At 74.8% G+C, this 22,760-nt stretch carries 20 protein-coding genes; 14 read left to right on the top strand and 6 right to left on the bottom strand.

Annotated features, from left to right (window positions below):
* Positions 1 to 132 precede the first annotated feature (132 nt).
* Entirely contained in the window at positions 133 to 1,248 is a 1,116-nt protein-coding gene (locus tag BTM25_RS25625; RefSeq protein WP_103565578.1) for an ROK family protein, read from the top strand.
* Here the strand turns inward: BTM25_RS25625 and BTM25_RS25620 are convergent.
* The gene (locus BTM25_RS25620; protein ID WP_103565577.1) at positions 1,245 to 1,886 is read right to left on the bottom strand and encodes a mechanosensitive ion channel domain-containing protein; all 642 of its coding nucleotides are present in this window, start codon (positions 1,884 to 1,886) and stop codon (positions 1,245 to 1,247) included. The genes BTM25_RS25625 and BTM25_RS25620 overlap by 4 nt on opposite strands.
* A gap of 174 nt (positions 1,887 to 2,060) precedes the next feature.
* Between BTM25_RS25620 and BTM25_RS25615 the strand changes: the two genes are divergently transcribed.
* Positions 2,061 to 3,143 (top strand): baeRF2 domain-containing protein, encoded by a 1,083-nt coding sequence (locus BTM25_RS25615; RefSeq protein WP_168212241.1) that lies wholly within the window; start codon positions 2,061 to 2,063, stop codon positions 3,141 to 3,143.
* Between the two features lie 67 nt (positions 3,144 to 3,210).
* On the opposite strand, the gene BTM25_RS25610 is transcribed toward BTM25_RS25615, so the two are convergent.
* From BTM25_RS25610 to BTM25_RS25600, 3 genes are all read right to left on the bottom strand, one after another.
* Entirely contained in the window at positions 3,211 to 3,519 is a 309-nt protein-coding gene (locus tag BTM25_RS25610; RefSeq protein WP_205648267.1) for a hypothetical protein, read from the bottom strand.
* A 152-nt stretch (positions 3,520 to 3,671) separates the two neighbouring features.
* Complete coding sequence (locus tag BTM25_RS25605; protein WP_168212240.1) at positions 3,672 to 4,433, bottom strand: nucleotidyltransferase domain-containing protein; 762 nt, start codon at positions 4,431 to 4,433, stop codon at positions 3,672 to 3,674.
* The gene (locus BTM25_RS25600; protein WP_103565575.1) at positions 4,430 to 5,095 is read right to left on the bottom strand and encodes a nucleotidyltransferase domain-containing protein; all 666 of its coding nucleotides are present in this window, start codon (positions 5,093 to 5,095) and stop codon (positions 4,430 to 4,432) included. Before BTM25_RS25600 ends, BTM25_RS25605 begins: the two co-directional genes overlap by 4 nt.
* 85 nt (positions 5,096 to 5,180) lie before the next feature.
* On the opposite strand from BTM25_RS25600, the gene BTM25_RS25595 reads away from it, so the two are divergent.
* The 12 genes from BTM25_RS25595 (at position 5,181) to BTM25_RS25530 (ending at position 18,778) form a co-directional block, all read left to right on the top strand.
* A complete protein-coding gene (locus tag BTM25_RS25595) occupies positions 5,181 to 6,767 on the top strand; it encodes a glycoside hydrolase family 13 protein (protein WP_103565574.1) in 1,587 nt (528 codons plus the stop codon).
* A 57-nt stretch (positions 6,768 to 6,824) separates the two neighbouring features.
* A complete protein-coding gene (locus BTM25_RS25590) occupies positions 6,825 to 8,069 on the top strand; it encodes an ABC transporter substrate-binding protein (protein WP_103565573.1) in 1,245 nt (414 codons plus the stop codon).
* On the top strand, positions 8,069 to 8,956 hold the full coding sequence (locus tag BTM25_RS25585) for a carbohydrate ABC transporter permease (RefSeq protein ID WP_103565891.1): 888 nt from the start codon (positions 8,069 to 8,071) through the stop codon (positions 8,954 to 8,956). The genes BTM25_RS25590 and BTM25_RS25585 overlap by 1 nt, the downstream gene beginning before the upstream one ends.
* A complete protein-coding gene (locus BTM25_RS25580; protein ID WP_103565572.1) occupies positions 8,953 to 9,777 on the top strand; it encodes a carbohydrate ABC transporter permease in 825 nt (274 codons plus the stop codon). Before BTM25_RS25585 ends, BTM25_RS25580 begins: the two co-directional genes overlap by 4 nt.
* Before the next feature lie 84 nt (positions 9,778 to 9,861).
* The gene (locus BTM25_RS25575) at positions 9,862 to 10,203 is read left to right on the top strand and encodes a hypothetical protein (protein ID WP_146059150.1); all 342 of its coding nucleotides are present in this window, start codon (positions 9,862 to 9,864) and stop codon (positions 10,201 to 10,203) included.
* A 433-nt stretch (positions 10,204 to 10,636) separates the two neighbouring features.
* Entirely contained in the window at positions 10,637 to 11,008 is a 372-nt protein-coding gene (locus BTM25_RS25570; protein ID WP_103565570.1) for a DurN family substrate-assisted peptide maturase, read from the top strand.
* Positions 11,009 to 11,046: 38 nt separating this feature from the next.
* The gene (locus tag BTM25_RS25565) at positions 11,047 to 11,289 is read left to right on the top strand and encodes a cinnamycin family lantibiotic (protein WP_103565569.1); all 243 of its coding nucleotides are present in this window, start codon (positions 11,047 to 11,049) and stop codon (positions 11,287 to 11,289) included.
* Between the two features lie 119 nt (positions 11,290 to 11,408).
* Entirely contained in the window at positions 11,409 to 14,609 is a 3,201-nt protein-coding gene (locus BTM25_RS25560) for a type 2 lanthipeptide synthetase LanM family protein (protein ID WP_103565568.1), read from the top strand.
* A 2-nt stretch (positions 14,610 to 14,611) separates the two neighbouring features.
* Positions 14,612 to 15,499 (top strand): Nif11-like leader peptide family natural product precursor, encoded by an 888-nt coding sequence (locus tag BTM25_RS25555; protein ID WP_103565567.1) that lies wholly within the window; start codon positions 14,612 to 14,614, stop codon positions 15,497 to 15,499.
* Positions 15,500 to 15,566: 67 nt separating this feature from the next.
* Positions 15,567 to 17,408 (top strand): ATP-binding cassette domain-containing protein, encoded by a 1,842-nt coding sequence (locus BTM25_RS30835; RefSeq protein ID WP_146059149.1) that lies wholly within the window; start codon positions 15,567 to 15,569, stop codon positions 17,406 to 17,408.
* A 189-nt stretch (positions 17,409 to 17,597) separates the two neighbouring features.
* Positions 17,598 to 18,431 (top strand): phosphotransferase family protein, encoded by an 834-nt coding sequence (locus BTM25_RS25535; RefSeq protein ID WP_103565566.1) that lies wholly within the window; start codon positions 17,598 to 17,600, stop codon positions 18,429 to 18,431.
* 83 nt (positions 18,432 to 18,514) lie between these two features.
* Positions 18,515 to 18,778 (top strand): TFIIB-type zinc ribbon-containing protein, encoded by a 264-nt coding sequence (locus tag BTM25_RS25530; protein WP_103565565.1) that lies wholly within the window; start codon positions 18,515 to 18,517, stop codon positions 18,776 to 18,778.
* A 50-nt stretch (positions 18,779 to 18,828) separates the two neighbouring features.
* On the opposite strand, the gene BTM25_RS25525 is transcribed toward BTM25_RS25530, so the two are convergent.
* The gene (locus BTM25_RS25525) at positions 18,829 to 21,369 is read right to left on the bottom strand and encodes a polynucleotide kinase-phosphatase (protein WP_103565564.1); all 2,541 of its coding nucleotides are present in this window, start codon (positions 21,367 to 21,369) and stop codon (positions 18,829 to 18,831) included.
* A complete protein-coding gene (locus tag BTM25_RS25520) occupies positions 21,366 to 22,733 on the bottom strand; it encodes a 3' terminal RNA ribose 2'-O-methyltransferase Hen1 (protein ID WP_103565563.1) in 1,368 nt (455 codons plus the stop codon). The genes BTM25_RS25525 and BTM25_RS25520 overlap by 4 nt, the downstream gene beginning before the upstream one ends.
* Between the last annotated feature and the right edge of the window lie 27 nt (positions 22,734 to 22,760).

Here is a 22,760-nt window from a genome sequence, read left to right as displayed (position 1 = left end):
GGATCGGGCGGCGTGCCGCAACCTACCGAGACATCGGCGATCGCGACAAGCGTACTTTCGCAGCCCAGCTGACAAAAGACCCGAACTTCCATCAAATGGACGAACCGAATTCGGCCGTGCTTCACTGGCGGGATGACCAGACGTCCCGCCACCGGTGGCGACCTGCTGCGCCTCGTCCGCGTCGAGGGCGTCGGCACCCGCGCCGAACTCGGCCGCGTCACCGGCCTGTCGCGGCCCGCCGTCGCCGCGCGCGTCGCCGCGCTGCTCGCCGCCGGGCTGCTCACCGAGCGCGCGGACGGGCCGTCCACCGGCGGCCGGCCGCCCGCGCGCCTGGAGTTCGACGCGTCCGGCGGGACGGTCCTGGTCGCCAACCTCGGGCACTCGCGCGGCCAGCTCGCCGTCTGCGACCTCGCCGGACGGGTCGTCATCAGCTCCGACGCCGACCTGCCGCCCGGCGCGTCCCCGGCCGAGGCGCTGCCCCGGCTGCTGGACGGCTGGGACGACCTGCTCGCCAAGCTCGACGCGCCGCTCGTCCCGGTGCGCGGCGCGGGCCTCGGCGTGCCGGACGCGATGGAGGCGGGCCGGTGGGCGGGCTCGGACCCGTCCCCGGCCGTCGCCGCGCGGTTCGGCGTCCCGGCGTTCCTGGACAACGAGGTGAACGCGGCGGCGCTCGGCGAGCACCACGCGGGCGCGGCGCGCGGCGCCGGCGACGTCCTGTTCGTCAAGCTGTCCACCGGCATCGGCGCCGGGCTGATCATGGGCGGCCGGATCCAGCGCGGCGCGTTCGGGGCGGCGGGCGAGATCGGGCACATCGCGGTCGCGGGCGGCGGCGGGACGCCCTGCCGGTGCGGCGCCGCCGACTGCCTGGAGGCCGTCGCGGGCGGCGCCGCGCTGCTGGCCCGCTCCCCCGCCGCCGACCTGGCCGCGCTGTCGGCGCTGGCCCGCGCGGGCGACCCGGACGCGGTCGCGCTCGTCCGCGAGGCGGGCGGACGGATCGGCACCGTCATCGCGGGCGCGGTGAACCTGCTGAACCCGGAGCTGGTCGTGCTCGGCGGCGACCTCACCGGCGCCTACGAGCCGCTGGTCGCGGGCGTCCGCGCCGAGGTCTACCGGCGCGCGACGGCCCCGGCGACGAGCCGGCTGCGGATCGAGCCGAGCGCGCTCGGCGACGCGGCGGGCCTGATCGGCTGCGCGGCGATGGTCCTGGACCGCATCCTCGCGCCCGACGCCGTCGACGCGGCGCTCTAGGCGTTCTCCGACGGGTCGTCGGAGTAGGTGTCGACGTCCGGCGCGTGGTGGGTGATCGCGGCGAGCTGCATCTGGGTGTTGGGGACCGAGACCCGTCCGTCCTTGCTGTCCATCTCGACGTAGAGCAGGCCGATCTGCTGGACGACGCCCACCAGCGGCCCGCCGAGCGGGCCGGACCGGATCGTCACCTGGTCGCCGATCGCGAACGGCCGCGCGTACAGCATGACGATCCCGGCGAACACGTTCGCGAGCGTCTGCTGGCCCGCGATGCCGAGCAGCGCGCCGATGACCGCGCCGCCGAGGATGAGCTGCCCGATCGGCACCCGGACGAGCGTCAGCGCCAGCAGGATGACGAGCATCCCGCCGAGCAGCACCACCGACACGCGGGCGAGCCCGGCGCGGGAGTCGCCGAGCACCGAGAGCGTCACCCGGCGGGTCTCCTCGCCCAGGCGGAACGTCGCCGCGAGCCCGGCCACGCAGAACACGAGCGCGCCGAACCAGGCCAGGATCCGCGTCCAGACCGGGCCCTTCGCCGGGTCCCCGATCCAGGACAGGACCGCGGCGGCGGTCGCGACGGACGCGAGGAGGGTGAACTTGCCGAGGCGCAGCCGCTCGGGGAGCCGGGCCGTCACGTGCATGTCCTGCCCTCCCCGGGGTCGCCGCCGACGCTCCGGGGATGTCCGCGCCCGTGGCCCCGGTAACCCAAGGCATGATCAAGATTGCGCGGCGAGGCTCGCAAAATGGTGGCAACCGGGCATCAGATTCCCGGCCGAACAACGATTAACCGGACGCCAGACGTGTATCGGTACCGCATGGACCTCGCTTTCCTTCGACCGTTGTACGAGTCCGGCGGACCCGTGGCGTCGGCCTGCCTGGACACCACGCGCGACACGCCCGACGCGGAGAAGATGATCGAGCTGCGCTGGCGGGCGCTGCGCGAGGACCTCGCGCGGCAGGGCGCGGACGCCGCGACGCTCGACGCGATGGAGTCGGTGGCCGGGGGCGTCCGGGGCATCGGCGGGCCGCAGGGCGAGGCGGTGTTCGCGGCGGACGGCGAGGTGCTGGCCGTCCACACGATGGCGCGCCCGCCCGTCCGGGACCGCGCGTCCTGGCTGCCCGTCCCCGACCCGTTCGACCTCGTCCTGGACCGCGGCCGGCTGCTCCCCTACGTGGTGGCGGCCGTCGACCGCGAGGGCGCGGACGTGTTCGCCTACGACGTCGCGGTGCCCGACCCGGCGACCGCGCGGTTCTTCAACGGCGGCAGTCTGCACGTCCACAAGGTCCGGGGCGGCGGGATGGCCAGCAGCCACTACCAGCGGCACTCGGAGAACGTGTGGGAGAAGAACGCCGAGCAGGTCGCGCAGGACGTGGCGCGGGCCGTCCGCGACGTCGGCGCCGCCGTCGTGTTCGTGGGCGGCGACCAGCGCGCGATCGGCCTGCTCCGCGCCCATCTGGACGCCCTGGAGCCGCCGGTGGTCGAACTGCCCGGCGGGCGCGCCGACCACGACGCGGCCGGGGCGCTGCGCGAGTCCGTGGACGCCGCGCTGGAGGACGTGACGGCCGGCGGCCGCGAGGACGTCATCGACGACTTCCACGACCGCATCTCGCAGGGCACCGCCGTGGACGACGCGCCCGGGACGCTGCGGGCGCTCACCGACGGCCGGGTGGAGACGCTGCTGCTCGGCGCCGACCGGGGCGGGGAGCCGTGGCTGTACGGGTCGCCGGACGAGCCGCGCGCGCTCGCGACCGTCGCGTCCGCGCTGCCCGCCGCCGACGGCGCCCTGCACGCCCCGGCGACGCCGCTGATGCTGCGCTCGGCCGTCCTCGGCGACGCGGGGTTCAGCGAGCTGACCGGCGGCGCGGGCACCGCCGCCACCCTGCGCTTCGCGCTCTGACGCCGGAGAAAACGGGCGGGGCCGCGGCGAGCGTCGCGCTCGCCGCGGCCCCGTGGCCGGCCGGACGTCAGCGGGTGTTGGGCAGCCCGTGCGGGTCGTGCGGCTTGCCGTGCTCGTGCTTGCCGCCGTCGCGGTGCACGGCGATCTGGTTGTGCTGGTTGGTGACCGACGAGCCGTTGTAGCAGTCGCCGTGCTCGTCCACCACCGAGAGCAGGTTCTTGAGGACCGCCCCCAGGGCCGCGACGTCCAGGTCGCGGCAGAACTGGACGTTGACGAGCGAGTTGGACTTCGGGTCGTCGGCCTGGGCCGGGCCGGCGGTCAGGGCCGTCAGGCCCGCCGCGCCGATGAGGCCCGTGACGAGCAGTCGCTTGAGCACGTGTTCTCCATTCCGCGTTACGTCTCGGACCGGGGGTTGGTCGGCCCACCGGCCACACCCGGAGATCGTGGGGCACACGGCCCGGGAGGATCACGAGATCCACGCGGCCTTTGGACAAACCTTGCCGTCCCGCGACCTCTACTTGCCCTGAGTCACCGTTCCATTGCCAGGCGTATCCGGACAACAAAGGCATGCAGGTCAGGACGGGCGGGCGGTTCGTCGGGCAGCGGAGAACCGTCCCGCTCGTCCTCCAGCCGGTCGGCGAGCGCGGCCACGTCGGCGGCCAGCCGCGCCCGCGACGGCGCATCCGCCGGGAGCGCCCCCTGCTCGGCCTCCCGCTTGGCCGCGATCAGCTCGGGCAGGTACGCCGGGCCGTACACGGGGGCGAGCCGGGTCAGGTCCGCCTCGACCTCGCCGGTCCGCATCAGGTGGACGCCCGTCGTGAGTGCGCGGAACGCGTAGAGCAGCGGCTTCAGCCGTCCCGACTCCTCGAACGCGCGCCACCGGCCGCGCCCGAACCCGAGGTAGTGGTGGGCGAACCGCGTCGTGACGATGCCCGGCAGGTGGCCGAGCAGTTCCTCGTGCAGCGGCGACGACGCGACGACGAGCGGCGAGGTGAGCTGCTCCAGCACGTCGCCGCTGCGCCGCAGCAGCAGCCGGCAGAACTTCGCGAGGTCGTGGGTGACGACGTCGGCCTCGACGCCGTCGTGGTCCCACATGCGGCTGAACGTCTCGGGCGGCTCGGCGAGGCCGACGACGTCCGCGAGCGGCAGCAGGTGCATCCCGCGCAGGTCCACGTCGGAGTCGCGGGACGGGAAGCCGTACAGGTGCGCGCCGCTCACGGTCACGAACGCGCGCGGGTAGGGGTGGGCGCCGGTCAGCGCGTCGACCAGGCCGGACGGCAGGACGTTCACGCGCGCACGCTCCGCCGCCGCACGGACGCCAGCAGGTCGTCCACCCGCGCCCGGTCGGGCTCGGCGGGCAGCGCGGCGCCGTCCGGCCACGCCGTGACGAGCCGGTCCCGCCACGCCTCGACCTCCGGCCAGGGCACCTCGCCGCGCCGCACCGCGAGCAGCCGGTCCCGGTGCGCGGCGACGTCCACGAGCGGTTCGCCGTGCCGCGCGAGGTGGTTCCCGCTGATGAGCAGCCGCAGCATGTGCATGACGTGCTTCCAGCGCGACGCCCCGCCGCCGCGCAGCCCCGCCTTCGCCTTCTGGAACTGCCGGTCGGCGTAGCGCAGGAACGTCTCGGTGGCCCGCCGCGACGGGAACGCGTCCCGGACGGCCAGCAGCTCGGCGCCGACGGGCGTGACGTGCTCGGCCAGCGGCGACCACAGCACCTCCAGCACCGTCGGGTTGGACGCGAGCGCCAGCGCGCAGAAGCGCTCGATCTCCCAGGAGAACTGCTCGGGCCGGGGGCCGTCCAGGTGCGTCGGCGGCTTGTCCAGGCGCCAGAACCGTTCGGCGGGGAGGGCGAAGACGCCGCGCCGGTCCACATCGCTGTCCTCGGTGGCGAGGCCGTACGCGCGGGACCCGACGACGACCGACAGGACCGTGTGGTCGGGGAATTCGAGCATCCGTGCAGAGTCCCGCAACCCGCGCATGGACGACAACTCGGTTCCCGGCGAGGCTGGGGGCGTGCCCCCGACCGAAAGGCCCCCGATGACGCAGCCCCCGTCCGGATCCGCCCCGTCGTGGTGGCGGGACGCGGTGATCTACGAGGTGTACGTCCGCAGCTTCGCCGACTCGGGCGGGGACGGCGTCGGGGACCTGCCCGGCGTCCGGTCCCGCCTGCCCTACCTGCGGCGGCTCGGCGTGGACGCGCTGTGGCTCACGCCGTTCTACCCGTCCCCGATGGCCGACTTCGGGTACGACGTCGCCGACTACCGCGACGTGGACCCGGTGTTCGGGACGCTGGAGGACGCCCGCGCGCTCGTCGCCGACGCCCACGCGCACGGGTTGCGGATCCTGGTGGACCTCGTCCCGAACCACACGTCCGACGCCCATCCGTGGTTCCGCGCGGCGCTGGCCGCCGGTCCCGGCTCGCCCGAGCGCGACCGGTACGTCTTCCGCGACGGGCGCGGGTCCGGGCCGCCGAACGACTGGCGGTCGGTGTTCGGCGGGCCCGCGTGGCGCCGCGTCCCGGACGGGCAGTGGTACCTGCACCTGTTCGCGCCCGAGCAGCCGGACCTGAACTGGGAGAACGCGGAGGTGCGGGACGAGTTCGCCGACGTCCTGCGGTTCTGGCTGGACCTCGGCGTGGACGGCTTCCGCGTGGACGTCGCGCACGGCATGGTCAAGGCCGCCGGGCTGCCCGACGCCGGACCCGACCCGGGCCCGGACGTGCCGTACTTCGACCGGGACGGCGTCCACGAGCTGCACCGCGCGTTCCGGCGCATCCTCGACTCCTACCCCGGCGGACGCGTCGGCGTGGCGGAGGCGTGGGCGCCGACGAACGAGCGGCTGGCGCTGTACGTCCGTCCGGACGAGATGCACCAGGCGTTCAACTTCCACTACCTGACGACGCCGTGGGACGCCGGCGCGCTGCGGGCCGCGATCGACGCGTCGCTCGCCACGGCGGGGGCGGTCGGCGCGCCCGCGACGTGGGTGCTGTCCAACCACGACGTCCACCGGCACGTCACCCGGTACGGCGGCGGGGCGGCCGGGCTCGCCCGCGCCCGCGCCGCCGCGCTGCTGACGCTCGCGCTGCCCGGCTCGGCGTACCTGTACCAGGGCGAGGAGCTGGGGCTCCCCGAGGTGCTGGACCTGCCGCCGGAGGTGTGCCACGACCCGCAGGCCCGGCGCGGGGACGGCGCCGGACGCGACGGGTGCCGCGTCCCGCTCCCGTGGTCGGGCGACGCGCCGCCGTTCGGGTTCTCGACCGGGACGAGCTGGCTGCCGATGCCGCCGCAGTGGCGGTCGCTGACCGTCGCGGCGCAGGAGGGCGACCCGGCGTCCACGCTGTCGCTGTACCGGGACGCGCTGCGGCTGCGGCGCGACCATCCGGCGCTCGGCGACGGCCCGCCGCCGCGCTGGCTGGACGGGCCGCCGGGCGCGCTCGTGTTCGTCCGGGAGGCCGGCGGCCGGGTCCTCGGCTGCGCGGTGAACGCCGGGTCCGCGCCCGTCCGGGTGCCCGCCGGGCCGGTGCTGCTCGCCAGCGGCCCGGTGTCGGCGTCCGGCGGCGTCCTGGAGCTGCCGCCGGACACGGCCGCCTGGTGGGAAGGTGACCGTTCCGTCACGGAGCGTTGACGGCGACGCGGGTCGCGGCCTCTGCTGTGGGAAACGCTCACGCGAGAGGGGCACGCGATGCTCAGGGGACTCGCCGCCGTGGCGCTGCTCGCGGCGGGCTGCGCGCCCGGCGACGGCCGGACGCTCCTCACCGTCGACCTGTTCGGCGAGTTCGGCTACGAAGGGCTGTACCGCGAGTACGAGGCGGCGCATCCGGAGATACGCATCCGGCAGCGTCGTATCTCGGTGCTGGACGACTACGCGCCCCGCCTGCGCCAGCGGATCGCCACCGGCCACGGCGCCGGGGACGTCGTCGCGCTCGAAGAGAGCCTGCTGCCCGCTTTCCTGCGGCGGCCCGAACGGTTCGTGGACCTGTTCGCGTACGGCGGGCGGGCGCTGGAACATCGCTTCCTCCCGTGGAAGTGGCGGATGGGCGTCGCGCCGGACGGACGGCTCGTCGGCCTCGGCACCGACATCGGCCCGCTCGCCCTCTGCTACCGGACGGACCTGTTCGCCCGCGCCGGGCTGCCGACCGCCCGGGACGCCGCCGCGCGGCTCTGGCCCACCTGGGACGCCTACTACCGGACGGGCCTGGCGTTCGCGCGCCGGATCCCGGGCGTCCGGTGGCTCGACGGACCGACCGCCGTGTTCCGCGCGGCCCTGCTCCAAGAGGCGGGCCGCGGGCCCGGCTTCACCTCCTTCGACCGGCGCGGACGGCTCGTGTTCGCGTCCAACCCGGCCGTCCGGACGGCGTTCGCGACGGCCCTGCGGTTCGAGCGGGCCCGGCTGACCGCCGACCTCCAGGTGTTCACGCCGTCCTGGCAGACCGCGCTGCGCCGCGACCGGTTCGCGACCGTCCCGTGCCCGGCGTGGATGCTCGGCGGGCTCGCGGCGTTCTCCGGCGGGCGCGGCCGGTGGGACGTCGCGGCCGCGCCCGGCGGAGCCGGCTCGTGGGGCGGGTCGTGGCTCGCGGTGCCGCGGCAGACCCGGCATCCGGCGCGGGCCGCCGCGCTCGCGGCGTTCCTGACGAGCCCGCACGGCCAGGTCGCGGCGTTCCGGGCGCGGAGCACGTTCCCGTCCTCGCCGCAGGCCGCCCGCGACCCGGCCGTCGCGGGCCGCGTGAACGCCTTCTTCGGCGGGGCGCCCACCGGGCGGATCTTCGGGGCCGTCGCCGCCCGGGTGCGGCCGGTGTTCCTCGGTCCGCGCGACGAGGACGTCCGGGTCGCCGTGGACGACGTCCTGCTCTCGGTCGGGCAGGGCCGGCTCGCGGCGCGCGACGCGTGGCCCCGCGCCGTCCGGGCCGCCGCCAAGGCCGGGCGCTGATGCGCCGGTCCACGCCGTACCTTCTCGTCGCGCCGTTCTTCCTGCTGTTCCTCGCGTTCGGGGCGTTCCCGCTGCTGTTCACGCTGTGGATGGCGCTGCACGACTGGGAACTCGGGTCCGGGACGCGCCGGTGGGTCGGGCTCGGCAACTTCCGCTACCTCGCGACGGACGCCGACTTCTGGCACGCCGTGGTGAACACGCTCGGGATCTTCGCCGTGTCGACCGTCCCGCAACTGCTCGCGGCGCTCGTCCTGGCCGACCTGCTCGACCGGCGGCTGCGCGGGGCGACCGCGCTCCGCGTCGCGCTGGCCGCGCCGCTCGTCACCTCGACGGCGGCGGTCGCGCTGGTCTTCACCCAGCTCTTCGACGCCGACCACGGGCTCGTCAACGCGCTGCTCGGCCTCGCCGGCGTCCCGCCGGTCGACTGGCAGGGCGGGCGCGGCTGGTCCTGGACGGCCCTCGCCGCGATGGTGGACTGGCGCTGGACGGGTTACAACGCCCTGATCTACCTGGCCGCGCTCCAGGCCGTCCCGCGCGAGCTGTACGAGGCCGCCGCGCTGGACGGGGCGTCGCCCGCGCGCCGGTTCTGGACGATCACCGTCCCGCTGCTGCGCCCGACGATCGTGTTCACGGCCGTCGTCTCGACCGTCGGCGGGCTCCAGCTCTTCACCGAGCCGACGCTGTTCGGCGCGGCGGGCGCGCACCGGATGGACGGCGGCGCGCAGCACCAGTTCCAGACCGTCACGATGTACCTGTTCGAGAGCGCGTTCGGGCAGGACCGGTACGGCTACGGCGCGGCCGTCGCGTGGGCGCTGTTCCTGTTGATCGTCGCGTTCGCGCTGCTCAACGCGCTGATCCTGCGGCGCCGGACGGGCGGCGCGCGATGACGGCCCGCCGCGCCGGCCCGCTGACGTGGGCCGCGCTGGCCGTGGCCTCGCTGCTCACGGCGGCGCCCGTCTACTGGATGGTCGTCGTGGCCTCCCGGACGAACGCGGAGGCGGCCGACGTCCCGCCGCCCCTGCTGCCCGGCGGGCACTTCGCGGAGAACGTCCGGCGCCTGTTCGCCAACCCCGACGCCCACTTCGCGCGCGGCCTGCTGAACTCGGTGCTCGTGTCGGGCTGCGTGGCGCTCGGGACCGTCCTGCTCGGCTCGCTCGCCGGCTTCGCGTTCGCCAAACTGCGCTTCCGGGGCCGCGACGCGCTGCTCCTGACGGTGGTCGCGACGATGATGGTCCCGGTCCAGACGGGCGTGGTCCCGCTCTACCTGATCATGCTGCGCCTGCACTGGCAGGACGGCCTCCAAGCCGTGACCGTCCCCTTCCTGGTCACCGGCTTCGGCGTCTTCCTCATGCGCCAGGCCGCCCGCGAGATCCCCGACGCCCTGATCGAGGCGGCCCGCGTGGACGGCTGCACCACCCTCGCCGTCTACCGACACGTCGTCCTGCCCGCCCTGCGCCCCACCGCGGGCGTCCTCGGCCTCCTGACGTTCGCGCAGACCTGGAACGACTTCCTCTGGCCGCTCGTCGTCCTCAGCCCCGACGACCCGACCGTCCAGCTCTCCCTGAACAACCTGGCGACCGCCTACTACAACGACTACGCCCTGATGTTCGCCGGCGCGTCCGTGGCCGTCCTGCCGCCCCTGGCCCTCTTCGCCCTCCTCGGCCCGCGCATCGTGCGGAACGTCCTCTCCGGAGCCGTCAAAGGCTGAGCGCCCGCGTCCACGCGCTCGCCGGGGCGGCCGGTAGTGGTCATGGCCGGTCAGGCGGAAGGCGGGGCGGGCTAAGGTCCGCGCGTGGCAGTGAAGCTGATCTTGTGCGGCGGGGTCGTGGCGGGCGTGCTGACGTTGGGCGGATGCGGCGGCGGTACGGGCGACGCGGCGGGGCAGGGGGCGCTGGACGCGCCCGCCAAGCGCGCGTGCGACGACTTCGCCCACGGGTATTCGGAGGACCAGACGCCCGGGTCGCGGGTGAAGCTCGCGCGCAAGGTCGCCGCGCTGGCGGCGAAGTCCGAGACGGACGACGTCGCCACGACGGCGACGGTACTCGGCGAGGGCGCCGAGAGCGGACCCACGCCGTGGAAGGTCGCGGCAGGCGCCTTCTTGCGGACGTGCCTCGACGACGGCTGGAAGCGCTAAAAGCGGAACTCGTTCCGTGGGCGCGCACCACATCGGCCGCCGCCCGGCGGGGCGCTCGATGACCCTTTTCGCGGTGCCGGTGTGGAACCCCGCGATTTTCCCGGTTTCGCCGACGGCTGTGGACGGCGGGCGGTATCGGCGGGCGAGCCGAAGTGTCAAGGGGCGCTTGTCTGATTTTGTGGGAGTAGAGGGCTTTCCGTGAGCTGATCACAAGAAGGAAATTGCCTTTCTCGTGATCATTTTTGAAACGGACTAAGTGTTCTTGACTAATCCTTGACGTTTATCCGTGGTTGCGTACTGCGACAGCGGACATACAGAGAGTGGCCGCCCGGTCCCACCCCCGACCACGCACGACCGGACCACGACCGGACCGCGGCCCCACTGAGACCACAGGGCTCCGCCCGCCGATCCCCGCCCGGAAGGGGGCATTCGCATGAGGTCTGGACCCAAGCCGGACAGCGATCTCACGAAGCACCGCAACATCGACACCGTGCGCCAGCTCCAGCACCTCATGGTGCTGTGCGAGCTGCTGCCGCCGGGGAGCAGGCTCCACGAAGCGCTCACGATCGCGTTGTCGATCAACGAGCCGAGCCTGCCGGGCCGGATCACGCCGGTCCGCGATCTCCATCCGCTGACCACCAAGACCTGGCTGGAGTCCCTCTGGGACCCCGACCTCATCTCCCCCGAGGAGATGGAGCTGGTCGCGTGGCAGAACAACAAGGCCAAAATGGACGCCGCCGTCGAGGAGATGCAGAAGATCGAGCGGCGGATCGGAATACGTCTGGCCACTGAGAAGATCCAGTAGCCGGCGAACCAGGTAAAAACCGAAAAAGGAGGAAGACCATGTCCCCGAGCACCATTCTGCGGCAGGCCGCCGCGGACGCCGAGTTCCGCGCCGAGCTGCTCGACAACCCCGAGGTCTTCGGCGTCGCCGCCGGCACGGTCCCCGAGTCGGTGGAGCGGCAGGACGAGGCGTCCCTCAACTACTGGACCGAGGGCGTCGCCGCCGTGGACGCCTACGCGTGCTCCAGCACGTGTACGTCCGGGCCGTTCACCTTCGCGTGCGACGGCACCACCAAGGGCTGACGCCAGGTTGACGATCCGCACGACCCCGGCCGCATAGGCCGGGCGCCCCACCCGGTGGGCCGGCCTCGCGTCGGCCCACCGGCCTGTTCTCTCCCCCGCCCACCCGAGGAGCCGCGCGCGTGAACCCGAGCTATCCCGCGGACATCGCCGCCCGGGCCGCCACCCTGGCCGAGCGCACGCAGATCGTGTCCGCGCTGGGCCCGCCCCCCGACACCGGCCCGCTGGAGCCGTTCGACGCCTGGAAGATCGACCGGCTCGCCGCCCGGCTGGCCCAGCGGTTCCAGAAGGAGGGCCGCCGCCAGGGCGGTGCCGCGCGGCACACCGGCGCGTCGCTGACCGACGTCCTCACCGCCTACCGGCGGCACGAGCTGGCGATGGACGGCGCCGACGGGCCGCTCGGCAGCGCCCTCGCCGACCTGCACGGCGACTGGCTGACGGCGTACCGGGGCGCGCTGGACGCGTTCCAGCGCCCCAGCGACACCGCGGCGGGCTGGCGCGAGCCGGACGTCTACTACGGCAGGCTCGCCATCGCGTGCGAGCCGTTCCTGGTCGAGCTGGGCCGCCGCCTCACGCCCGTCCTCGACGCGAGCGGCCTCACCATCGCGCCGCGCGTCGTGGAGGTCTTCCAGGAGCACCTGCTCGACCGGTTCGCGCTCGCGCTGGCCTGGGCCGTGGAGGCCGACGCGAAGGTCTACTGCCGCCTGCGCGACATCGACCCCGAGACCTCCACCCGCGAGGACTACCTCGCCTACCTGGACAAGACGTTCGCCGACGCCGCGTCCTACCACCGCTTCTACCTGGAGTACCCGGTCCTCGGGCGCTGGCTCGCGCACGTCACCGACCTGCTCGCCGCGCACGGCCGCGAGCTGGCCGTGCGGCTGCGGGCCGACGCGGCGGCGATCGGGGACGCGTTCTTCGGCCGCCCGCTCGGCGCCGTCCGCGACGTCCGGCTCGGCGGCTCGGACGCGCACGCGGGCGCGCGGGGCGTCGTCATGGTCGACGCCGAACTCGCCGACGGCTCCCCCGCGCCGTTCGTCTACAAGCCGCGCTGCGTCGGCGGCGAGGCCGCGCTCCAGGGCCTGCTGGCGCGGCTGCGCGCCGACGGCGTCGTGGGCTTCGCCGAGCGCGCCGTGCTGCCCCGCGACGGGTACGGGTACGAGGCGCTGATCCCGCCGGGGCGCAACCGGGTGGCGACGCGCGCCGAGGCGGCCCGCGTCTACACCGAGCTGGGCGGCTACCTGGCGATCTTCTACGTGCTCGGCGGCGGCGACCTGCACTTCGAGAACGTCCTGGTCGCCGACGGCCACGCGTACATCTGCGACTGCGAGACCGTGCTCGGCGCGCTCCCCAAGGGCCAGCCGCGCCCGGCCGGGACGCTGATGGACTCGGTGTTCAAGACCGGCCTGATCGAGTGGCCCGCCGCGCCGGACGCGGACGGAGCCGGGATGCGGCTCAGCGGCTACTCCGGCGGCGACGCCTACGAGATCCCGATGCCGATCCCGAAGATCGACGACCGGCCGCTGTCGTTCACCGCGTCCGTCACGCACCGGACGGGCCTGCGCGTCGAGCCGGGCGCCGCGAACCGCGTGTTCGTCGGCGACGAGCTGACCCGCGCCGAGGACTTCGTGGACGAGATCAAGGACGGCTTCGGCCGCGTCCACCGCTGGTTCCAGGAGGACCCCGAGCGCGCGGCGGAGTGCGTCGGCGGGCTGTTCGACGGGACGCGCGTCCGGTTCGTCAACTGGAGCACCCAGATCTACGTGCAGTTGCTGTCGGCGGCGCGGCACCCCAAGTGCCTGATGGAGCCGCTGGAGGTGGACCTGCTGTTCAACACCGTCCGGACGTTCCCCCGCAACTGGGACCAGGACGGCGTGCTCCCCGCCTACGAGCTGGAGTCGATGTGGCGGCTGGACGTCCCGCTGTTCTGGGTGGACGCCGCCGACGACCGGCTCGTCCACGACCACCGCGCCGTGATCCCGGCGACGCTGGAGGCCGGGCCGCTGGAGCACGCCGCCGCGCGGATCCGGCGGCTGACCCCGGAGAACCGCGCCCAGCAGGACCAGTACATCGCGGCCGGGCTGTCGGGCGGCGACGTCACCAGTTCCGACTTCGCCGCGACGTGCGTGGCGCAGGCGGCGGGCCTCGGCCAGCGGTTGTGCGCGACGCTCCGCGCGCCGGACGCGCCCGCTCCGTGGATCTCCTACATCATCAGGCCGGACGGCCGCGACGAGGTCGACATCGAGGGCGACCTCTACAACGGCTCGGCGGGCATCGCGCTGTTCCTGGCGTACCTGAACGACCTGGACCCGCGTCCGGAGTTCCGCACGGCGGCGCGGCGGGCGTTGGACCACGCCCTGGCCACGGGCGACCGCGACCGCATCGGCGCGTTCCCCGGGCTCGGCGGCCTGATCTACGTGCTGCTGCACCTGCACCGGCTGTGGGGCGACCGGGCGCTGCTCGACCAGGCCGTCGCGATGGCCGAGACCCTGGACGGGCGCATCGAGCGGGACCCGCACCTGGACGTCTTCCACGGCGTCGCCGGGCTCGTCCCGGTCCTGCTCGCCCTGGACGACGCCACCGGCGGCGACCGGGGCACCGCGCTGGCGCACCGCTGCGCGGCCCACCTGCTGCGGCACGCGCGCGACCGGGGCGACGGGCTGTCGTGGTCCAACAGCGATCCCCGGGTCGTCCTGGACGACCTCACCGGCCTGTCGCACGGCAGCGCCGGGATCGGCTGGGCGCTGATCCTGCTCGGCACCCGCACCGGCCGCGACGAGTACGTCGACGCGGGCCGCCGCGCGTTCGCCTACGAGACCCGCCACTTCGACGCCGACGCGCAGGACTGGTACGACCTGCGGACCGTCCCCGGCGGCCCGACGTGGCGCGGACGCCACTACGCCAACGCCTGGTGCAACGGCGCGTCCGGCATCGGCCTGACCCGCATCGCGAGCTGGGCGCTGCTCGGCGGCGACGACGAGCCGCTGCTCACCGAGGCCCACCAGGCGCTCACCGCGACGATGCGCAACTTCCCGCGCCTCGCCAACGACTCGCTCTGCCACGGCCGCACCGGCAACGCCGAGCTGTTCCTGCGGTACGCGCTGCTGCGCGACCAGCCCGCGTTCCGGCTGGAGGCCAACGTCCAGGTGCAGAGCCAGTGGCGGGACCTGGACCAGGCGCGGCCGGGCCCCGAGGCCGGGTTCTTCCCCGGGCTGATGCTCGGCATGGCCGGGTTCGGGCTGCACTTCCTGCGGCTGGCGCGGCCCGAGCGCGTCCCGTCCGTCCTGCTCCTCGACCCGCCGCCCGCCCGAACCAAGGAGTGACCGTGTCCGTCGAGTCCTGTACCGAGTTCCTGCGCGTGGTCGGCGACGATCCGGGCCTGCGGCGCCAGTTGCGCGCGATGACCGGGGTCGCGGAGATGATCCGGCTCGGGCGCGTCCACGGGTTCGCGTTCGACGACCGCGACCTGGTCGCGGCGGCGGCCACCGACGCCGCCGCCCGGCTCGTCCCGCCCCCGCCGCGCCGCGCGGAGCGGCCCGTGCCCGGGTTCCACCACTACGAGTTCGCGCTGGAGGAGATCCCGGGGTTCGCGCCGGTCCTGGACGAGCTGCCGCACCTGAAGATCCGTCCGGACACCGTCGACCTGGACGCGTTCGACCGCGAGTTCCGCGACGACGACCTGCGCTCGACGTCCGCCGCCCCGGCGAGCGCGGAGTTCCGGCGCTGGCGGGCGGGCCCGGACGCCCCGGCGGGCCCGAACGACGCCCGCCACTTCCATCTCGTCAACCTGGACGACCACGTCGACCACCCCGCCTACGACGGCTACCTCGCCGCCAAGAACCGCACGGTGGCGGCGCTGGAGAAGGTCTTCGGCGACGAGGTCCGCTTCTCGGGGAGCATGTGGTACCCGCCGTCGTCGTACCGGCTCTGGCACACCAACGAGACGCAGCCGGGCTGGCGCATGTACCTGATCGACTTCGACGCCGAGTTCGACGACCCGGCCGAGACGTCGTTCTTCCGCTACCAGCGGCCCGGGACGTCGGAGCTGGTCACCCTGGGCGAGCGGCCCCGGCTGGCGCGGTTCTTCAAGATCGGGCAGGAGCCGGAACGGCTGTTCTGGCACTGCATCGTCAACCCGACGCGGCGGCACCGGTGGAGCTTCGGGTTCGTCGTCCCCGACTCCTGGACCGACGCGCTGGAGGCCCGCCGGTGACCGCCGTGCGCCGGACTGAGAGACGTCGGGAGCTTGCGACGAGAGAAGCGCGCTTGCGGGAGGCACCATGAGCGTGCGGCCGGATGCTCCGCCTGCACCTGCGGTCACGGGGCCGCCGGCGATCCGCGCGCGGGGGCTGACCAAGCGGTACCCGGACGTCACCGCCGTGGACGGGCTGGACCTGTCGGTCGCGGCCGGGGAGAGCTTCGGCTTCCTCGGCCCGAACGGCGCGGGCAAGTCCACCACGATCGCGATGCTGTGCACGCTGGCCGTCCCGACCGCCGGGACGGTCGAGATCGACGGCCACGACACCCGCACCGACGCGGTCGCCGCGCGCCGCAGCATCGGCCTGATCTTCCAGGAGTCGACGCTGGACGGCGAGCTGACGGCGGCGGAGAACCTGCGCTTCCACGCCGACCTGTACGACATCCCGGTCGCGCTGGTCCCCGGCCGGGTGGACGAGACGCTGGCGCTGGTCGGCCTGTCCGACGCCCGCGACCGGTTCGTCCGGACGTTCTCCGGCGGGATGCGGCGGCGGCTGGAGATCGCGCGGGCGCTGCTGCACCGGCCCCGGATCCTGTTCATGGACGAGCCCACGATCGGCCTGGACCCGCAGTCGCGCGCGCAGGTCTGGCGCTACCTGCACCGGATCCGCGAGCGCGAGACCGTCACGCTGTTCCTCACCACGCACTATCTGGACGAGGCCGAGCAGTGCGACCGCGTCGCGATCCTGGACGCGGGCCGGATCGTCGCGCAGGGCTCGCCGGCCGAGCTGAAGGCCGTCCTCGGCGCCGACCGGGTGGACCTGCGCACCGACGACGACGCGGCGGCGGCGCGGCTGCTGCGGACGCGGTTCGGGCTGACCGTGGCCGAGGCGCCGGACGGCCTGTCGTTCACCGCCACCGACAGCGCACGGATCCTGCCCCGGCTGTTCGCCGAACTGGACGTGCCCGTCTACGAGGCGCGCGTCACCCCGCCGACGCTGGACGACGTGTTCCTGCACCACACCGGACACCGGATCCGGGCGGAAGGGCCGGCCGACCCGTCCGGCGACGACGCGCCGCCGCCGGTGCCCGCGCCGCGTCCCGCGCCCGAGGTGGCGTCCGGCGGGGTCCGCGCGGAGCTGCGCGCGCTGCGGATGGTGTGGCGGCGGGAGATGCTGCACTTCCTGCGGGACCGGGCGGGCACCGTGATCTCGCTGTTCCAGCCGCTGCTGTTCCTGTTCATCCTCGGCGTGGGGCTGGCGGGGCTGATGGCGGGGCCGAGCAGCCGGTCCTACCAGGTGTTCCTGTTCTCGGGCGCGCTGGTGACGGCGTCACAGGCGCCCGCGCTGCGGGTCGGGTCGGCGCTCCTGTGGGACCGCCGCAGCGGGTTCCTGCGCGAGATGCTGGCCGGGCCGGTGCACCGGGGCACGCTGCTGCTCGGGACCTGCCTCGGCGGGACGACCGTCGCGACGTGCCAGGCCGGGCTGCTGCTCGGCGCCGGGGCGGTGATCGGCGTGCCGCCCGATCCGGGGCTGTTGGTGCTGCTGGCGGCCGAGCTGGCGCTGACGGCGCTGGCGATGACCGTGCTCGGGGTGCTGCTGGCGATGTTCGTCCGGCCGCAGACGTACGGGACGGCGCTGACCGTCCTCATGGCGCCGCTGATGTTCCTGTCCGGGTCGGTGTTCCCGCTGTCGGCGATGCCGGGCTGGATGGAGGCGGTCGCGCTGGTCAACCCGTTCACCTACGCGGTGGACGCGATGCACCGCACGATGGCCGTCTACCTGACCGACGCGCCCGCGTCGCTGTTCGCGCCGGTCGCGTGGGGGTCCTGGCACCCGCCGGTCGTGCTGGAGGCGCTCCTGCCGGCGGGGCTCGCGGCGCTCGGCCTGATGTGGGCCGCGCGCCGGTTCTCCCGGCTGGACTGATCCGGGGCGCGTCCCGCCGGCCCCCGCGCGGCGGGACGCGCCCGGTCGCACCGGGGAGCGGAGGCGGGCCGCGGGGAGGGTCGCGGCCCGCGCTCTCCCGGTGCCGGACCCGACCCTAGAACGATCGTTCTGCGCACGGCAACACTCATGCCGACATAGGCCGCATTGCGGACGCGCCATACTGATCCGATGGACATCGCGCGGCTCGCCGCCCTCGGCCGGGACGCGGGCGGCACCGGCGAGCCCGGCGTCCTCTACGACCGGCACGGCGTGCTCGTCGTCCGGGTCGGCGCGGTCGTCGTCAAGCTGCACCAGGCCGACCGGGAGACGGGCCCGGCGCTGGCGCGGCGGCTGGACGCGGCCCGCGCGCTGCCCGGGATCGCGCTCGCGCCGCTCGGCCCGCCCCGATACGCGGACGGACGGGCCGTGACCGTGTGGCCGTACGGCGAGCCCGTCCCGCCCGAGGCGCCGCCGTGGACCGAGGCCGGACGGCTGCTCGCCGCGCTGCACCGCTCCCCCGTCCCGGCGGACGCGCCGCCGTGGGGCCGTCCGGGGCGCGTCGCGCGCGTCGTCGGCCGCCTCGCCCCCGGCCCCGAGACCGACGTGATCCGGCGGGCCTTCGCGACGCTCCCCGCCTGGATCCGGGACGACACCGCGCCGCCGACCGCCGGGCGAGTCCTCATCCACGGCGACTGGCATCTCGGCCAGATGGTCCGGACCGAAACCGGCTGGCTCCTCATCGACGTCGAGGACCTCGGCGTCGGCGACCCCGCGTGGGACCTCGCCCGCCCGGCGGCGCTGTACGCGGCGGGCGTCCTCGCCGCCGACGCCTGGACGGCCTTCCTCGACGGCTACGGCCCGTCCCCGGACACCGACCTCTGGGCCGCCCTGGACGAACCCGCGCGCGCCCTGGCGATCCAGATCGCCGCCACGTGCGTCCAATCGGCACGGGAGGGGGACCGGGACCTGGACGACGCCGAGACCGCGATGGTGGACGCCTGCGCGCGGATCATCCGCGCGTGAAGCCGCCGCACGGCATGACGTGGTGTTCCGGCTCCCCTACATTTACCCTCAATCTGGGGTTCTGATGGAAGGACGACACAGCGATGCATTGTCCCAAGTGCCGTGGCGTGATGCGGACCTACACCCGTAACGGGGTCCACATCGAGCAATGCGACAACTGCCGGGGGATCTTCCTGGACTACGGCGAGCTGGAGGCGCTGAGCCGGATGGAGGCGACGCACCACGCGCCGCCCCCGCCGCCGTCCGCGCCCGCGTGGGGCGCCCCGGCGGTCCACCACCATCACCACCAGGGCCACCACCGCCCGCACCACGGCGGCGGCGTCTTCCACATGCTGTTCTCGACCTGAGAACCGCGCGGCGTCCCGTCACGCGGCCGTGACGGGACGCCCGGCAGAACTCACAGGCGCGGGTCGACCGGCTCGGACTCCAGCGCCAGCACCCCGAACACCGGCTGGTGCCGCCGCCACAGCGGCTCCCGGGCGACGAGCCGTTCCAGCGCCTCCACGCCGAGCGCGTGCTCGCGCGACGCGAGCGAGCGCTTGCGGCCGAGCGCGCGGCGGCGCAGGATCTCCAGGGTCCCCGGCTCGGTGTAGTCGGGGCCGTAGATGATGCGCAGGTACTCGCGGCCCCGGCACTTCAGGCCCGGCTGGACCGTCCGGCCGTCCGGAACCGGACCGAGCGGCTTGACGACCATGCCCTCGCCGCCGCGCCCGGTGAGGTCGGTCCACCAGGCGGTGGCGGCGGCCTCGGACGCGGGATCGGCGAGGTCCACCACGACGGACGCGGTCGGCGCGAGGAGCCCCGACGCGTCCGCCGCGACCAGCCGCGCCGCGATCTCCAGGTGCCAGTCGTGCTCGCGCGCCACGGCGTGGACGGCGCCCTCCCCGGCGAGGATCTGGAACGGGGCCAGGCGGACGCCGTCCAGGCCGTCCACCGGGGCGCAGTAGCGGGCGTAGGCGTCGCGGAACAGCGCGGCGTTCGCGGCCCGGCGGGCCATGTGCGCGCCGAGGTCGCCGACGTCCACGCCGCGCGCGGCGGCGCGGGCGAGCAGGTCCGCCGCGCGGGGCAGCGCGGCGCGGGCGGCGGCGCCGGTCGCGGCGTACTGGGTCCGGACGAGGTCGAGCGCCTTGGCCGACCAGGGCAGCAGTTCGGCGTCCAGGACGAGCCAGCCGGTGTCCAGCTCGTCCCAGAGCCCGGCCGCGCCGATCGCCGCGCGGACACGGTCCAGTAGCCCGGCGGTGAGATCGGGCGAGCGGAAGAACGCGCGGCCGGTGCGGGTGTAGACGGCGCCGGAGCTGCCGTCGTCCACGCCGAACCGCGCGGCGGCCACGGCGGCGTCGCGGGCGACCACGATGACGGCCCGCGACCCCATGTGCTTCTCCTCGCACACGACGCGCTCCAGCCCGGCCGAGCGGTAGGCGGCCAGCGCCTCGGCCGGGTGCTCCAGACGGCCGGGCAGCCCGGACGTCGCGGCGGGCGCCATCGTCGGCGGCAGGTAGACGAGCCAGCGCGGGTCGATCGTGAAGCGGCTCATCACCTCCAGCGCGGCCAGCGCGTTCTCCTCCCGGACCGCGACGCGGCCGAGCAGCCGGGTCTCGACGCCGCCCGCGTCCAGCACGTCCCCGATCTTGAGCAGCCCGGTCGCGCGGGCCGGGCCCTCGGCGAGCGGACGGACCGGCGCGTACCAGACCTCCCGGGCGGGCCGGGCGACCAGCTCGCGTTCGGGGTAGCGCAGCGCGGTGAGCCGTCCGCCGAACACGGCGCCGGTGTCCAGGCAGATCGTGTTGTTGACCCACTCGGCGTCGGGCACCGGGGTGTGGCCGTAGACGACCGTCGCGGCGCCCCGGTAGTCCAGCGCCCACGGGTACCGGACGGGCAGCCCGTACTCGTCGGTCTCGCCGGTGGTGTCGCCGTAGAGCGCGAACGAGCGCACCCGTCCGGACGCGCGGCCGTGGTAGGCCTCCTTGAGCCCGGCGTGCGCGACGACGAGCCGTCCGCCGTCCAGGACGTAGTGGCTGATCAGGCCGTCCATGAACGCGAGCGCGGCGGCGCGGAACTCCTCGGTCTCGGCGGCGAGCTGCTCCAGCGACTCGGCGAGCCCGTGCGCGACCCGCACCTTGCGGCCCTTCAGCGCACGCACCAGCTTGGCCTCGTGGTTGCCGGTGACGCACAGTGCCGTCCCGGCGGCGGCCATGCCCATGACGAGCCGCAGCACGCCGGGCGTGTCGGGGCCGCGATCGACCAGGTCGCCGACGAACACCGCGGTGCGGCCCTCCGGGTGCCGCGCGCCGCACGGACGGCCGAGCGCGTCGTGCTCCACCGCGTAGCCGAGGTCGCCGAGCAGGTCCACCAGCTCGGCGCGGCAGCCGTGGACGTCGCCGATCAGGTCGAACGGGCCGGTCAGCTCGCGCCGGTCGTTCCACGGCCGCTCGGGGACGAGCACCGCCGCGTCGATCTCGTCCACGCCGGTCAGGACGTGGACGCGCTTGAACTCCCGGTGCAGCGCCTTCAGGCCGCGCCGCAGCTCGCGGCGCTGCCGGGGCACGACGTGCGACGGCAGGTCCCGGTCCGGGCGGGCCGCGTTGCGCTCCACGGCGACGTGCTCGGGGACGTCCAGCACGATCGCGCACGCCAGCGCGTCCTGGTGGCGGGCGACGGCGAGCAGCGCCTCCCGCGACCTCGGCTGGACGTTGGTGGCGTCCACGACGGTGAGCAGCCCGCGCCGCAGCCGCGTCCGGACGATGTGGTGCAGCAGTTCGAACGCGTCGCCGGTCGCGGCCTGGTCGTTCTCGTCGTCGCTCACGGCCGCGCGGCAGAAGTCGGACGAGACGACCTGCGTCGGCCGGAAGTGGCGCCGGGCGAAGTGGGACTTGCCCGACCCGGACACGCCGACCAGCACGACGAGCCCGGTCGCGGGGACCCTCAGTTCCCTGGTCATCGGGTGAACACTCCCATCTGGGTCGGGGCGCCGACCTCGGGGTCGTCGTCGCCGACGGCGACGTGCCGGACGCGGTAGCCGTGCTCGGCCGCGACGCGCCCGCTCCACGCGGCGAACTCCGCGCGCGTCCATTCGAAGCGGTGGTCGGGGTGGCGGAGCGCACCGGGCGCCAGGCCCTCGTAGCGGACGTTGTGCTCGGCGTTCGGCGTCGTCACGACCACGACGCGGGGCCGCGCGTCGCCGAACACCACCTGCTCGACCGCGCCGAGCCGGGGCGGGTCGACGTGCTCGACGACCTCCATGAGCACGGCCGCGTCGTAGCCGTGGAAGCACGCGTCGGCGTAGGTCAGCGCACCCTGGAACACGCCCCGGAACCGGTCGCCGCCGAGCCGTCCGGCGCGCCGGCGGGCGATCTCGACGGCGCGCCAGGACACGTCCGCGCCGCCGACTCCGGTGAACGCGGTGTCGGCGAGCAGACGGGCGAGCAGCCGGCCCGGACCGCAGCCGAGATCGAGGACGGTCGTGGCCTCCTCGCGGCGCAGCTCGTCCAGGACGGCCAGGATCCGGTGCTCGGCGAGCGTCGTCGGCGCCTCGTCCTCGACCGGGTCCAGGGCGTCGTCGGGCGCGTCGTCGGCGTCGGCGAGGCGGCCGAGCGCGGCCCGGACGAGCGTCCGCCGGTTCGCCAGGTAGCGGCGGACGATCGCCTCGCGTTCGGGGTGCGCGGCGAGCCAGCCGTCGCCCGCGCGGATCAGCTTGTCGACCTCGTCGGGCGCGAGCCAGTAGTGCTTGGCCTCGTCCAGAACGGGCAGCAGGACGTAGAGCTGGTTGAGCGCGTCGGCGAGCCGGACGGTGCCGGTGAGCGTGAGCGTCACGTACCGGGAGTCGCCCCACTCGGGGAACTCCGGGTCCAGCGGGACGGGCTCGGCCGCGACCGTCCAGCCGAGCGGCGCGAACAGGCGCTCGGCGCGGGCCGGTCCGCCCCGGCACGGCAGCGCGGGCAGCGCGATCTCCAGCGGGAGCGGCGCGGCGGCCAGGTCCGGCCGGGCGTCGCAGCGTCCGCGCATCGCGGTCCGGTACACGCCCGCCAGCGCGGACGCCAGCAGCGACGACGCTGCGTAGGGCCGGTCGTTGACGTACTGGCCGAGGGAGAAGTCCGGGACGTTCCTGCCGCGCGTCCGGACGAGCCGCACCGGGTCCACGTCGAGCAGGAGCGCGGCGGTGCAGCGTCCGGCGTCGGCCTCGGGGTAGAAGACGTGCGCCGTGCCGTACGCCTGCTCGAACCGCTGGGCCTTGTCGGGATGCTTGTGCAGGAGGAAGCCGAGGTCGGTGGCGGGCGCGGCGGTCGTGGTGATCGTGAGCAGCACGCCGGTCAGTGTGACGGAACCGGTCGC

The organism is Actinomadura rubteroloni, from assembly GCF_002911665.1.
In the GTDB taxonomy this organism is placed as follows: domain Bacteria; phylum Actinomycetota; class Actinomycetes; order Streptosporangiales; family Streptosporangiaceae; genus Spirillospora; species Spirillospora rubteroloni.
This window is presented reverse-complemented; position numbering and strand designations above follow the sequence as displayed.